The organism is Shewanella sp. S1-49-MNA-CIBAN-0167 (assembly GCF_040310145.1).
Classification (GTDB): domain Bacteria; phylum Pseudomonadota; class Gammaproteobacteria; order Enterobacterales; family Shewanellaceae; genus Shewanella; species Shewanella psychromarinicola.
Map to the genome: position 1 here is coordinate 30,742 of NZ_JBEOPO010000002.1, position 13,598 is coordinate 44,339.

Below are 13,598 nucleotides of genomic sequence, written 5' to 3' on the forward strand. Positions count from 1 at the left end.
AATAAGTTCCAACCTGCTGCAAAACTGATCCTGAAAGATCAACAGGCCTTAATACTAGTTAGCTATTTTTTTAACTAAATCACGCCCAAGTTGCATCATATGCACTTGATCAGGACCATCGGCTAAACGCAAAGTACGCTGCCCAGCCCATGCATGCGCTAAGAAGGTATCTTGACTCACGCCCACTGCGCCATGGCATTGAATGGCGCGGTCTATCACATCAAGTGACATACTTGGGGCGACAATTTTAATCATCGCAATTAACTCTTTGGCGGCTTTATTACCTTCGGTGTCCATTTTTTGCGCCGCTTTTAATGTCATTAAACGCGCTTGTTCAATTTGGCAAGCCGACTTAGCAATATCTTCACGTACCGATTGTTGTTTGATCATCGGCTGACCAAACACAATGCGCTGGCTAACCCGTTGGCACATTAAATCTAGCGCACGTTGCGCGACTCCGACTGAACGCATGCAGTGATGTATACGCCCAGGCCCAAGACGACCTTGAGCAATTTCAAAGCCTTTACCTTCACCCGCAATAATGTTTTCAACAGGTACCCGCACATTGTCAAAAATGACATCGCCGTGCCCTTCTGGAGAATCGTCATAACCGAACACTTTCATCGGTCTAACCAAGGTCACACCAGGGGCGTTCATCGGCACAAGCACTTGTGATTGCTGTATATAACGGTTGCTGTTTCCAGGATCCGTTTTGCCCATCACAATCATGATTTCGCATTGTTTGCGACACGCACCACTAATGTAAAATTTGCGACCATTAATGACATATTCATCACCATCACGTTCAATGCGTAATTCGATATTAGTGGCATCACTTGAGGCGACGTCAGGTTCGGTCATTGCAAACGCTGAACGTATTTTGCCGTCAAGCAACGGCTCTAACCATTGCTTTTTCTGCGCCTCGTTACCGTATTTAGCTAATACTTCCATATTGCCCGTATCAGGTGCCGCGCAGTTAAACACTTCTGGCGCCCACATCACTTTACCCATAATTTCAGCAAGGGGTGCATATTCTAAATTAGTTAAACCAGCACTGTATTTGCCGTACGCGACCGGTAAAAATAAATTCCATAAGCCTTCTGCTTTCGCTTTGGCTTTAAGTTGTTCCATTAACGGTGGCGTTGACCATGGCTCGAGTTGTACTTGTTTATGCATTTCTTCCTCTACAGGAAATACATGCAAATCCATAAAGTCGTTGACTCGTTTGATTAACGCTTGAACTTTTTCACTGTATTCAAAATTCATTTTCTATCCTTATAAGATGTCATTACGGCGTTAACTCGTGCTGGAGTTTGACTGACACTTTGTGTTTAAGACATTAAGTCAACTGACTCTAACTAAGAGACATTAATGACTTTTTATTAAAAGGTTTGATCTCATTAATGGCATGGTTCTTAATTTTATTAACCCACTGCGGATCAACTAATAACGCACGGCCAATACCCACTAAATCAAATTCGTCATTGTTTAAACGGACTAATAACTCGTCAATACCGGTAGGATTCGACGTGCCTGATAAATCAGCATTACCCTCTCCAATAAAATCAGCATCTAAGCCCACATTACCGACAGTGATCACCGGCTTGTTGGTGAGTTTTTTAGTCCAACCGGCAAGACCAAGGTCAGAACCTTCAAATTCGGCTATCCAAAAACGACGCGTGCTGGCGTGAAAAATGTCAACGCCAGCATCACTTAATAAGCCTAAGAAAGTACATAACTCTGCAGGTGTTTGACAAAGCTTGGCGCTGTAATCTTGTTGTTTCCACTGTGAAAAACGGAAGATAATGGTAAAGTCGTCACCCACGGCTGCGCGGATTGCTTTGACAATTTCAACCCCAAAGCGGGTACGATTTTCTAACGAGCCACCATAGTGATCTTCTCGTTGATTTGTCCCTTCCCAAAAAAACTGATCGACCAAATAACCATGGGCGCCGTGAACTTCAATGGCGTCAAAACCTATATTTTTGGCATCAAGTGCAGCTTGGGCAAATGAAGCGACAACCTCATTAATATCGTCTTGCGTCATCGCGACACCATTTTTAGCACCAGGCTTGTACAAACCTGAAGGGCTATACGCTGGCGCTTCTTTGTCTGGGCCGATGCCGACTTTCCTCACTGAACCCACATGCCAAAGTTGTGGTGCAATTTTGCCACCGGCAGCATGCACTTCATCAACAACATGTTTCCAACCTGCTAAGGCTTGGTCACCATAAATAGCAGGCACATTCTCGTAACCATTAGCACCTTTATGGGAAATAAAGGTCCCTTCAGTGATAATTAATCCAACATCACCTTCAGCGCGTCGGCGGTAATAGGCCGCAACCTCATCATTGGGGATATAATTTGGCGAAAATGCTCGCGTCATCGGTGCCATTACGGTTTTATTTTTTAATGACAATGATTTAGTGATAAAGGGTTCAAATAATTTATTAACACTGGTGTTTTTATCGCTATTCATGATGCTTCCCTAGCTTTTGATTCATTATTTTGTTGTTGTTATTAGATTAGCTATTATTTTATTCTGTTGATTAACTATTGATTTAACTAGATTTAGTTAGCTTTAATTAGCTTTATCCGTTGACCGATTAACCAATCAAATAACCACCATCAACATTAATGGCGGTACCCGTGGTATAGCTGGATGCATTTGACGCTAAATATAATACGGTGCCGGCCATTTCATCAGGTTGTGCAACACGTTTCATTGGCACGTGGTACATCATTTGTTTAAGAATTGCCGGGTTATCAACTAAGGCTGATGCAAACTTGGTGTCTGTTCCACCGGGCAATAATGCATTTACACGGATGTTAAATTGGGCACATTCTTTAGCAAAAGCTTGAGTCATCGAAATCACAGCAGCTTTAGTGATGGAATAAATACCTTGAAAATCGCCAGGGATAACACCATTAACAGAAGCCACATTAATGATTGAGCCGCCGCCACTATCTTTCATTAATTTTGCGCCTCTGGTCGACATGAAGAAATAACCACGAATATTAACGTCGACGGTTTTTTGAAAGGCGATTAAATCGGTATCAATGATATGACCAAAATACGGATTGGCGGCGGCGTTATTAACTAAAATATCCAGCTTGCCATGTTGTTCAGTTATGGCATCAAAAATGGCATCAATTTGTTCTAATTCGCCAATATGACACGCTATGGCCTGTGCACTGCCGCCTGCTTTTACAATTTCATCAACGACAGCTTGGCAGGCTTCAACTTTTCGACTTGATACAATCACATGCGCACCATACTGAGCTAATACTTTGGCAACACTTTCCCCAATACCACGACTTGCCCCAGTGACTAAAGCGACTTTCCCTGTTAAATCAAATAGATTGCCATTGTTCATGTTATTTCCTTATTATTATTGGGTTAATTGTTGTACTTAGTTAATTAGTTAAGTCGCTTATTTTCAGACCGCAACTGGATATGACCCTAATCTGTATTCAACATTACTTAAAGGTTATCCAATCATCGCCCGCCTGCTCTAAATGACTATAGTTATTGAAATAATCCACACTCAACATGTTTTCTGAAAACAGCAGTTTAGTCACACTGGTATTTCTGGTCTGTTGATTAATCGCCAATGTTTGTTGATCGGTTAATTTCAATATGTGTTGAATGATGACTGAAATCGTACCGCCTGAAGTAAACACTAAAATGTCTTTTGATTTTTTAGTGCCACTTACTACGGCACTAAACTCACGTTTTCTGGCGAGTTCTTGTTCAATGATATTTTGCAGTGCTCGGATACAGCGCGCCTGAAACTGTGGCCAACTTTCTTTATATTCATCATCTTTGTCGCCCGATATCCAGCGATGGAGTGCTTGATAAAACTCTTTTTGCAGCGCTTTGTTTGGCTGGTTTTGTTGATTAATTTCTTGACTCATTTGGGCGAAGTTTTGCCACTGAACATTGTATTTCTGCAAAATGTCGACATGATCAAATTCGTTGAAACCCGAGTGGATAACCATTGGTGTTGTTGGCCCTTGATAGCCATTGACAAAGTTGGTTAATGTTTGGCCGTGTCGCAATAAATCGCCACAATAAAACTTGCTGGGGGCCACTCTTGAACGCCAATATTCACCTAGTAAGGTCGCTTGTTGGCTACCTTTGTCTGATAATTGATCGTAATCAGTACTACCAAAAGAGGCTTGCCCGTGTCGAATCAAATAAATTGCTGCCATATGGCGCCTCTAACGTAATAAAAATGATGATTCAATTCTAAATAAAGATAACTCACTGTTTAAATGAGTTTTAAATTTAACACTTACAAGCTAAGTAGCCACATCCGCACATGTATTGAATGCATATAACTCTCTTCTCAACATAATTTTGCCCTATGTCGAATCTACTTGACTATGCTAATGCCAACATCTAAATTGAACAAATGAATAGTTCTAATACCCTACTATTTATAATTTTAATAGTGCGAATGGATTGAGGTGGTCTCAACATTCATCATGAGATCACAGGAGTGAGCATGAAAATTGATTTGAATTTGTTTGTGGTTTTCGATGCAATATATTGCGAAGGAAATATCACTAAAGCGGCTTCGGTATTAAATTTATCGCAACCTGCGGTGAGCCATTCATTAGGAAAATTGCGTACCCATTTTGACGATGCATTGTTCATCAGACAAGGCAATGAAATGAGGCCAACCCCTGTGGCTAAAAACGTCATTGATGATGTTCGAGAAGCATTACATCAATTGCAAGTTTGCTTAGTACAATCAAGACAATTTGAACCATTAACCTCACGAAAAAGCTTTTCACTGTCATTACATGGTTCTTTAGAACCCTACTATTTACCGATACTGCAACAAAGCTTATCGCTAGAATCACCGGCAATAAATTTACGCAGTAATAAAAGGGTAAGACGAACGGAACTGGAAAATAAATTAGCCAGTGGTGACATTGATTTGGCCATTGATACCTTGATCCCTGTCAGCAATAATATTTTACATACGCAATTAGAAGTAGACCAACTGGTTGTTATTTCACGTAAGAACCACCCCGCTATTGCTGAAAAACTCGATTTAAAAACGTACTTGCACCTCGAACATATATTAGTATCGTCTAGATCGATCGGCCCGGGATTGGAAGACTTTGAGCTCTCTCGCATAGGCTTACACCGTAAAATATCATTACGCTGTCAGCATGCCCTATCTGCGTGTAGAGTGATCTTAAATAACGATATGTTACTGACGTTGCCGAAAACAGCCGCCGCAATGTACAGTCAGATGCTCGATATTGCCATTCACCCAATGCCGGTGGCATTACCCGATATTGGGGTCCATTTATATTGGCATGTTAATGTCGACAAAGAACCCGCGAATAAATGGCTTAGAAACAAAATGATTATTGCAGCATCAAATACCAAAATTACCATTACATAATAGACAATAATAAATGTTCAAATTTATCACTAAAGCCTTGATAATTAAAAGTTATTTATTATATACAGATAAGAAATATCTATCATAAAGGTCAATAAAACAATAATAGTCTTTTGACCTTTATGACCTTATCTGCAATGAGGCATTAACTGATGTGTTGATTAAAAAAAGCTAACGTCCGTTGCCACGCAAGCTCAGCGTTAACTTCATCATATCGGCCAGTAGAATCATTATGAAATCCATGATTAGCATTTTTATACATGTGCATTTGATACGGCACATTAAACGCTATTAAATCTTGTTCATATTCAGGCCAAGTATTGTTGACTCTTTCATCTAACTCAGCAAGTTGAATTAACAAGGGTGCCTTAATATTGTGTCTTAATGCTTTCGCCGCTGGCGTGCCGTAAAAAGGAACCCCAGCTTGGATCAAGTTAGCGTCAACCGCTGCTAAAAATTTACGATATAACCGCCAAAGCAAAACCCAACCGCACCGAGCTTGCCATTACTTTGTTTATGCGCCTTTAACAATTGTCCCGCGGCAACAAAGTCTTGCTCGATCTTACTTCTGTCTAACGAGCTTTGCATCTGACGCCCTTCATCATCGTTACCAGGGTATCCACCCAGTGAAAACAAAGCATCTGGCGCAAAAGCGATAAAGCCCGCTTTTGCTAAACGTCTGGCAACATCTTTAATGTATGGGTTTAAGCCGCGGTTTTCATGGATCACTAACACAACCGGCAATAAACCGCTTTTATGTGTTGGTTCGACTAAATACCCTTGGCCTTTGCCATGCCCTAATGGTGAGTCAAATTGGGCGTAAGTGGCTTTAATGTCGGCATCGTTAAATGAAATTTGTTCAGCTTGAGCGTAATTGGGCAGTAAAGCAGATGTCAGCACCGTCATCGAATAACCCAGTGCGACAAGTGACCCCAACTTAGTGATAAACGTGCGACGATCCATTCCGCCATGAGCATATGAGTCATACCAATCAAAGGCTTGTTGTGGAATGGCATTGTTTAATTTTTGCTGCATGTGAGTTCCCTCTTCGGTTAATGTTTTGTCAATAATGTATCTCAGTCGATGATGATCCATTCATCACCTTAGTAAGCGCTATACGCCTCACTAACCGATTAGGTTCATATGCAACGTTTAAGGGTATGCGACGGATTTTCACCAAATAGTTGGGTGTAATCTTTGGTGAATTGCCCTGGGTGCCAAAAGCCCCAATTAGCCGCAATCACCGCAATGGGAGTCTCTTGCCCTGGTTGTTTCAGCTCTCGGCGCACATTATTTAAACGGGTTAAGCGTAAAAAACGCAATGGATTAATGCCTAAAATACTCTCAAAACTGTACTGTAAGGTGCGGCGGCTGACAAAAGTGAGCTCACAGAGCTGGGTTATGGTCACCGCTTGTTGCGGATGGTCATCAATAAAGGCTTTGACTTTTTCAACCACGGCCAGACGATGTTGATAACTCGGCGCCACGGTTTGTGTTGACGATTGTTGGCTTAATAAGTTAAGAGTTAATGTGCTTAACATGTCTTGCTGTAACTCAATGGGTAAACCTAGTTCGCTGTAATTCATAATTTTTTCAATCATCAAACGAGTTTGATTAAGTAATATTGGGTTACAAGCAATTCGTTCTGCCCCACGCGTCGACATGTTTTTCAACGACAGCCCTTGTATATCCGCCATGGTGTATAAAGTGTGTTGATTAATCACCACGCCATAAATCGTAAACTGCTCTGGGGTGATGAGCTCAAAATCACAATCACTATTTCGACACATCAACTGATGAGTCTCTACTTGTAAGCCATTTATTTTACTTTGTGCTGAACTACGCGGAATGCCCAACCAAATAGAATTGGGGGCTATATGACACTGCTGCCTTAATGCCCGCTGAGTAAATTCTTTGAATAAATGCGCGTCTGGATAATCAAGGCCCTCAATACAACCGTAAAAACTGCCATTACTGATCTGATCATATACTTGCTGCCATTGGGTTAAATTATGCGCTTGCTCATCGATGTCATTAGTGTGCACTACGCTCTTTTGTGGTGCGCGCTGATTAATATGGTGCTTCATCTGTCGCCCCTTTTCGCAATGAATTCGCTATCCCCACACAAGATCTGCAATAAAAAATATTTTACCTTGCTGATATAGTTAGTAAAAAATGACTTTGCCAAAACTTGATAGTCACTTGGTACAAATTAAGCTTTGTTAACGATATATGAAATTAATTTATCACTTAGCAAACAGCAAAACCTGTACCAAGGTTTTTACTTCGGTGATGTATGAGGTCAATTCATGAGTCAATCGTATCGCTACATTTTAGGTAGCCAAACATACCAATTTAAAAGTCTGGCCGAGTTAATGGCGAAAGCGACGCCACAACGTTCGGGCGATCGCTTAGCGGGAGTCATTGCACAATCAGCGCGCGAGCGGGCCGTAGCTCAAATGACACTTGCAGATGTGCCATTGAAAACCTTCCTCAATGAAGCGCTTATTCCCTATGAAACAGATGAAGTGACTCGGTTAATTTTCGACGAACATGATACTCAGGCATTTGCTTATATTAGCCATTTAACCGTAGGGGATTTTCGTAATTGGCTGTTAAGTGACTACGCAACACCACAGGTATTAGCCGCAGTAAAAATGGGCATAACCCCAGAAATGGCTGCCGCTGTCAGTAAAATAATGCGCAATCAAGATCTTATTCTTGTGGCTAAAAAATGCCATGTTACCACCGCGTTCAGAAATACCATTGGCTTACCCGGCCACTTATCGACCCGATTACAACCTAACCACCCTACCGACGATGTTAACGGTATCGCAGCTTCGATACTTGACGGTTTGTTGTATGGCAATGGCGACGCCGTTATTGGCATCAACCCTGCTACAGACAACGTTGCACAAGCCATTAAACTGATGAAATTAATGGATGACGTGATCCAAAAATATCAAATACCAACCCAAAGCTGTGTGCTAACTCATGTGACCAACACCATTGAATGTATTGAAGCAGGTGCACCGGTCGATTTAGTGTTTCAATCTATTGGTGGAACAGAAGCCACCAATAGCAGTTTCGGTTTTAATTTAAATACCTTAGCAGAGGCCCAAGATGCGGCATTAAGCCTAAATAGAGGCTCCGTTGGCAATAACGTGATGTATTTTGAAACGGGCCAAGGCAGCTCGTTGTCGGCCAATGCACATCATGGATTAGATCAACAAACCTGTGAAGCCAGAGCCTATGCCGTCGCACGCAAGTTTAATCCATTACTGGTCAACACAGTTGTTGGCTTTATTGGTCCTGAATATTTATTTGATGGTAAAGAAATTACCCGGGCAGGACTTGAAGATCATTTCTGCGCCAAGTTACTCGGTGTGCCAATGGGCTGTGATGTTTGCTACACCAACCATGCCGAAGCCGACCAAAACGACATGGACAATCTACTCACCATGTTAGGCGTTGCAGGATGTTCGTTTGTAATGGGGATCCCCGGCTCAGATGACATCATGCTTAATTATCAAACCACATCATTTCATGATGCTTTATATGTCCGCCGAGTATTGGGTTCCCGTCCGGCCCCCGAGTTTGAGCAGTGGCTAACAAAAATGAACATCATGAAAAATAGCACTGATTGTGTGTTATCGAGCACGCTACCGAGCGCATTTTCTAAGCCATTGTATGCACTGCAAGGAGGCCGCTAATGAGCACACCTTGTGTAAAACAGACCAATAATGCCGTCGGTACAGCCCTATCACATCTCGCTAATGGCACTGTGGTGTCCAATCCATGGCGCGATCTTCGCCGTTTTACCGATGCCCGCATAGGCCTTGGCAGAGCGGGCATTAGTCTACCCACATCTGAGTTGTTAGCGTTTCAATTGTCTCATGCGCAAGCACGCGACGCGGTAAACTTTCCGCTCGACATTGATGCACTGGTTGAGCAACTAGCCAGTATCCCAGCACTGATTAACCTTGCCACGCCCATAAAGGTCAGCAGTCAGGCAAAAGACCGCATTACCTATTTACAACGCCCAGATCTTGGCAGAAAACTCGCCGACAGTGGTCGCAAAACGTTGTTAACCCACATGGATAACCAAGGTCAAGCGACCCACAGCCAATACGATCTCGCCATTGTGGTGGTGGATGGTTTGTCATCACTGGCGGTACAGAATAATGCCCAACCATTTATAACCGAGTTATTAACGCTGCTTAACCAGCAAGACACACCATGGAAAATAGCCCCAATAACCTTGGTTGAACAAGGACGTGTCGCCATAGGCGATGATATTGGTCAGCTGCTAAATGCCCAAATTGTGATGGTGCTAATAGGCGAGCGGCCGGGGCTAAGTTCACCTGACAGCCTTGGGTTATATCTTACTTGGGCACCTAAAACAGGACTCAACGATGCGAGTCGAAATTGTATTTCGAACATCCGCCCTGCTGGTTTGCTTTATAGCGAAGCAGCCAAACGTGCGGTTTATCTATTAACACAAGCCCAAAAAATCAAGCTAACGGGAGTAAATTTAAAGGATCGCACTCAAGACGATGTGATTGAACACCATCAACAAACCAAAAACTTTTTAATCGCGGAATAACAAATATTAAAACTAAATAACCTCAACTCGGTTTAAGAGATGGGATAAGTAAACCTAATCAGAATATTTTACCTGTTCGATAACCGTTTACTACCCGTGCTGAGGTTAACTACCAACGGAGAAAACAATCATGTCTGAGAACAACAAAGAGTATCTTGCCAAAAGGCAATTAAAAAGCGGCACTGCAGGGTGGGTTTTACTCGCCGGTTTAGGAGTGTCGTACGTTATATCTGGAGACTTCGCCGGGTGGAACTTTGGTATAGCCGAAGCTGGCTGGGGTGGATTTGCCATTGCAGCTGTCTTAATGGCCATCATGTATTTAGCCTTAGTACTGTCTTTAGCTGAAATGTCAGCGGCAATACCTGCTGCAGGCGGCGGTTATAGTTTTGCTCGTCAAGCCATGGGCCCAGCCGGCGGTTATTTAACCGGACTTGCGGTGTTAATTGAATATGCGCTGGCGCCTGCTGCCATTGTGATTTTTATTGGCTCTGCAGTGCAAGAATTATTGGGGTTTAATGGTCCTTGGGTCTATGCATTATTCTATATCGTTTTTGTGGGTATTCATCTAGCCGGTGTCGGTGAAGCACTTAAAGTAATGATGGTGATCAGCGGGTTAGCAGTATTGGCTATCATTGCGACTGCAGTCGTGCTGATCGGTAACTTTGATGCATCACGCTTATATGATGTTGCAGTGACAGAAGCGGCAGGGGCAAGTGAGTTTTTACCTCTAGGATGGTACGGCGTTTGGGCTGCATTGCCGTTTGCAATGTGGTTATTTTTAGCCGTTGAAGGTGTACCATTAGCAGCAGAAGAAGCGAAAGATCCAGCCAAAGATGTGCCAAAAGGCATTATTGGGGCAATGATATTTTTACTCTTTACTGCACTCTTGGTTGTGGTACTAGTCCCTGGTGCTGGCGGTGCTGCAGCCATGGGTGCCAGTGCGGTACCATTAGTTGATGCACTGAATGCTACTGGTAATCACAGCTTGGCTACCATAGTAAATATTTTAGGTTTGGCAGGTCTAGTTGCTTCATTTTTCTCAATTATTTATGGTTATAGCCGCTTAGTATTTGCGTTATCACGTGCCGGATATTTACCTCGTTCATTATCCATTACGACTTCACGCAAGGTACCTGCGCGCGCATTAATCGTCCCAGCAATATTTGGTTTTATTGCCTCACTGAGTGGCGAAGGTGATTTAATGCTTGCCATGGCCGTTGTCGGTGCCACTGTATCGTATGCATTAATGGCGCTTAGCCACATTTTACTGCGGATCAAGCAACCCGATATGCCTCGTCCATACAAAACCCCAGGCGGTATTTTTACTTCGGGCATTGCTTTAGTGTTGTCGTTAATTGCACTCACTGGCGTATACGCATTCGATCCACGGGCGTTTCTATTCACTATGGTGTTATTTGCAATTGGTGCAGCCTATTACTTTGGCTATAGCGCCAAGCATTTAGTTGCTAAAAGTGCTAATGAAGAATTTGCCCTGTTGGCTGCGGCAGAATCAGACTTATCAATAGCAAATTAATTAGCCACGGTTACTTTGTAGATAAATGAAAAAGCGATGTTAATCTATAATTAACATCGCTTTTTATATACAGCACCATGCTATAAACGCGCGCCAGACCGCGGTCAAGTGTTATCCCTCAATCGTCAAAAGAGTCATGTTCTTCATCACTATTTAACGCTAGGTTAAGGTAATCGGAGTAACTAACACTATAGTGGATAATATTAGCAGATTATAAATCGACAAATTAACCCTAACCTGTATAATCCGCGGCCTATTTACTTAATATACTCACGTCTGTCTTATTCTCACACGGCTGTTTACTTGCCTTTTGTTGATAAATATTCAGTTAGTACACAGTTGGAACATTGCTTTGATTTCTACCGCTAATATCACCATGCAGTTTGGCCCTGAGCCATTATTTGAAAACATCTCGGCTCAATTTGGTCACGGTAACCGTTACGGTTTAATCGGCGCAAATGGCTGTGGCAAGTCCACGTTCATGAAAATCTTGAGTGGCGAGCTTACCCCAACGTCAGGAAATGTGTCGATTACGCCAGGCTTTAAAGTCGGTACCCTTAGTCAAGATCAATTCGCATTTGAGCAATATAGCGTAGTTGATGCGGTGATCATGGGCGATGTAGGGCTTTGGAAAGTTAAGCAAGAACGTGACAACATTTATGCTAAAGCTGAAATGACCGATGAAGATGGTATGCGCGTCGGTGATTTAGAAAGCCAGTTCGCCGAAATGGATGGTTACAGCGCCGAAAGTCGTGCGGGTGAAATCTTATTAGAAGCCGGCATCGATGAATCATTTCATTTTGGTTTAATGCAACAGGTTGCCCCTGGTTGGAAATTGCGCGTGCTATTAGCGCAGGCTTTATTCGCTAACCCAGACATCTTGTTACTCGACGAACCCACCAACAACTTGGATATTCATACCATCAGTTGGTTAGCAACCGAGCTAAACAAACGTAAATGCACCATGATCATCATTTCGCACGACAGACATTTCTTAAACTCTGTTTGTACCCATATGGCTGATATTGATTATGGCGAATTACGGGTTTATCCAGGTAACTACGAATATTTCCTTGCTCAATCAGGTTTAATCCGTGAGCAACTTTTAGCCGGTAACGCCAAGAAAACGGCTGAAGTGGCCGAACTGCAAGACTTCGTTAACCGCTTTGGTGCCAACGCATCTAAAGCTAAACAAGCCAGCTCTCGTGCTAAAAAGATGGATAAAATTAAATTAGATGATGTTAAATCATCTAGTCGTATTACCCCATCAATCCGTTTTCCCGAATGCAAAAAACTGCATCGCCAAGCATTAGTGCTTGAGGAACTGTCCCACGGTTTTGATGAAGTATTATTTGAACACGGCGACCTTATTTTAGATGCCGGTTCAAAACTGGCGATTATTGGTGAAAACGGCGTGGGTAAAACCACCCTGCTACGCTGTTTGGTTAATGAATTAGATCATAATCATGGCCGGATTAAATGGTCTGAAAATGCTGCGATTGGTTATTGCCCACAAGACAGCACTGCCGACTTCGATAATGACATGACTTTATTTGATTGGATGTCATTGTGGCGCACACCAAAGCACAATGATTTAATGGTTCGAGGCATGTTAGGTCGGTTATTATTTACTGATGATGATGCCAACAAAAAAGTACGCAACTGTTCTGGTGGTGAAAAGAATCGTTTATTATTCGGTAAGTTAATGATGATGGATATTAACGTTCTGGTAATGGATGAGCCAACCAACCACATGGATATGGAAGCAATTGAAGCGCTAAACCAAGCGTTGAAATTATTTGAAGGCACATTGATATTTGTCAGCCATGACCGTGAATTCGTGTCATCACTGGCAACACGTATTATTGATGTAAAAGACAAAAAATTGATAAACTTCCATGGCACTTTTAACGAGTACCTTACAAGTCAAGCTGAAGCAGAAGCAAGAAGTTAATATCAACGTTTGCGCATTAGGTAATGGGTACTAGATTAGTAATATAAGGCCTTCATTTGTGGCGTAGTTAAGCATAAA

Annotated in this window: 10 protein-coding genes and 1 pseudogene; 5 read left to right on the plus strand and 6 right to left on the minus strand. The window is 42.4% G+C overall.

What is annotated here, in order from left to right:
• Positions 1–54 precede the first annotated feature (54 nt).
• The 4 genes from AAEZ00_RS01255 to AAEZ00_RS01270 all read right to left on the minus strand — a co-directional run bounded on the left by AAEZ00_RS01255 (position 55) and on the right by AAEZ00_RS01270 (position 4,215).
• Positions 55–1,266, minus strand: a complete 1,212-nt coding sequence (locus AAEZ00_RS01255; protein WP_101031332.1) for an acyl-CoA dehydrogenase family protein — start codon at positions 1,264–1,266, stop codon at positions 55–57.
• 88 nt (positions 1,267–1,354) lie between these two features.
• On the minus strand, positions 1,355–2,479 hold the full coding sequence (locus tag AAEZ00_RS01260) for an NADH:flavin oxidoreductase (protein WP_351074929.1): 1,125 nt from the start codon (positions 2,477–2,479) through the stop codon (positions 1,355–1,357).
• A gap of 127 nt (positions 2,480–2,606) precedes the next feature.
• Complete coding sequence (locus tag AAEZ00_RS01265; RefSeq protein WP_101031328.1) at positions 2,607–3,377, minus strand: SDR family oxidoreductase; 771 nt, start codon at positions 3,375–3,377, stop codon at positions 2,607–2,609.
• A gap of 103 nt (positions 3,378–3,480) precedes the next feature.
• Entirely contained in the window at positions 3,481–4,215 is a 735-nt protein-coding gene (locus AAEZ00_RS01270; RefSeq protein ID WP_351074931.1) for a histidine phosphatase family protein, read from the minus strand.
• A gap of 296 nt (positions 4,216–4,511) precedes the next feature.
• Between AAEZ00_RS01270 and AAEZ00_RS01275 the strand changes: the two genes are divergently transcribed.
• A complete protein-coding gene (locus tag AAEZ00_RS01275) occupies positions 4,512–5,426 on the plus strand; it encodes a LysR family transcriptional regulator (protein WP_101031324.1) in 915 nt (304 codons plus the stop codon).
• Between the two features lie 145 nt (positions 5,427–5,571).
• Here AAEZ00_RS01275 and AAEZ00_RS01280 read toward each other — a convergent pair.
• Positions 5,572–6,461: pseudogene (locus tag AAEZ00_RS01280) on the minus strand (dienelactone hydrolase family protein).
• A 104-nt stretch (positions 6,462–6,565) separates the two neighbouring features.
• Positions 6,566–7,513: a helix-turn-helix domain-containing protein gene (locus AAEZ00_RS01285; RefSeq protein WP_351088093.1), complete on the minus strand. Its 948-nt coding sequence runs from the start codon at positions 7,511–7,513 to the stop codon at positions 6,566–6,568.
• Between the two features lie 222 nt (positions 7,514–7,735).
• Here AAEZ00_RS01285 and AAEZ00_RS01290 point away from each other — a divergent pair, with 222 nt between their 5' ends.
• From AAEZ00_RS01290 to AAEZ00_RS01305, 4 genes are all read left to right on the plus strand, one after another.
• Positions 7,736–9,139 carry an ethanolamine ammonia-lyase subunit EutB gene (locus AAEZ00_RS01290; protein WP_351088095.1) on the plus strand — a complete coding sequence of 468 codons (1,404 nt, stop codon included), beginning with the start codon at positions 7,736–7,738 and terminating at the stop codon, positions 9,137–9,139.
• Entirely contained in the window at positions 9,139–10,032 is an 894-nt protein-coding gene (eutC, locus tag AAEZ00_RS01295) for an ethanolamine ammonia-lyase subunit EutC (protein ID WP_351074940.1), read from the plus strand. The genes AAEZ00_RS01290 and eutC overlap by 1 nt, the downstream gene beginning before the upstream one ends.
• 130 nt (positions 10,033–10,162) lie before the next feature.
• Positions 10,163–11,566 carry an ethanolamine permease gene (eat, locus tag AAEZ00_RS01300; RefSeq protein ID WP_351088097.1) on the plus strand — a complete coding sequence of 468 codons (1,404 nt, stop codon included), beginning with the start codon at positions 10,163–10,165 and terminating at the stop codon, positions 11,564–11,566.
• A 352-nt stretch (positions 11,567–11,918) separates the two neighbouring features.
• The gene (locus AAEZ00_RS01305) at positions 11,919–13,520 is read left to right on the plus strand and encodes an ABC-F family ATPase (RefSeq protein WP_124013131.1); all 1,602 of its coding nucleotides are present in this window, start codon (positions 11,919–11,921) and stop codon (positions 13,518–13,520) included.
• The last annotated feature ends 78 nt before the right edge of the window (positions 13,521–13,598 follow it).

Bases quoted from the DNA above. Each gene is read 5' to 3' on its own strand.
- AAEZ00_RS01285 (WP_351088093.1), bottom strand. From the start codon at position 7,513: ATGAAGCACCATATTAATCAGCGCGCACCACAAAAGAGCGTAGTGCAC.
- eutC (WP_351074940.1), top strand. From the start codon at position 9,139: ATGAGCACACCTTGTGTAAAACAGACCAATAATGCCGTCGGTACAGCC.
- AAEZ00_RS01290 (WP_351088095.1), top strand. From the start codon at position 7,736: ATGAGTCAATCGTATCGCTACATTTTAGGTAGCCAAACATACCAATTT.
- AAEZ00_RS01265 (WP_101031328.1), bottom strand. From the start codon at position 3,377: ATGAACAATGGCAATCTATTTGATTTAACAGGGAAAGTCGCTTTAGTC.
- AAEZ00_RS01275 (WP_101031324.1), top strand. From the start codon at position 4,512: ATGAAAATTGATTTGAATTTGTTTGTGGTTTTCGATGCAATATATTGC.
- AAEZ00_RS01255 (WP_101031332.1), bottom strand. From the start codon at position 1,266: ATGAATTTTGAATACAGTGAAAAAGTTCAAGCGTTAATCAAACGAGTC.
- eat (WP_351088097.1), top strand. From the start codon at position 10,163: ATGTCTGAGAACAACAAAGAGTATCTTGCCAAAAGGCAATTAAAAAGC.
- AAEZ00_RS01270 (WP_351074931.1), bottom strand. From the start codon at position 4,215: ATGGCAGCAATTTATTTGATTCGACACGGGCAAGCCTCTTTTGGTAGT.
- AAEZ00_RS01260 (WP_351074929.1), bottom strand. From the start codon at position 2,479: ATGAATAGCGATAAAAACACCAGTGTTAATAAATTATTTGAACCCTTT.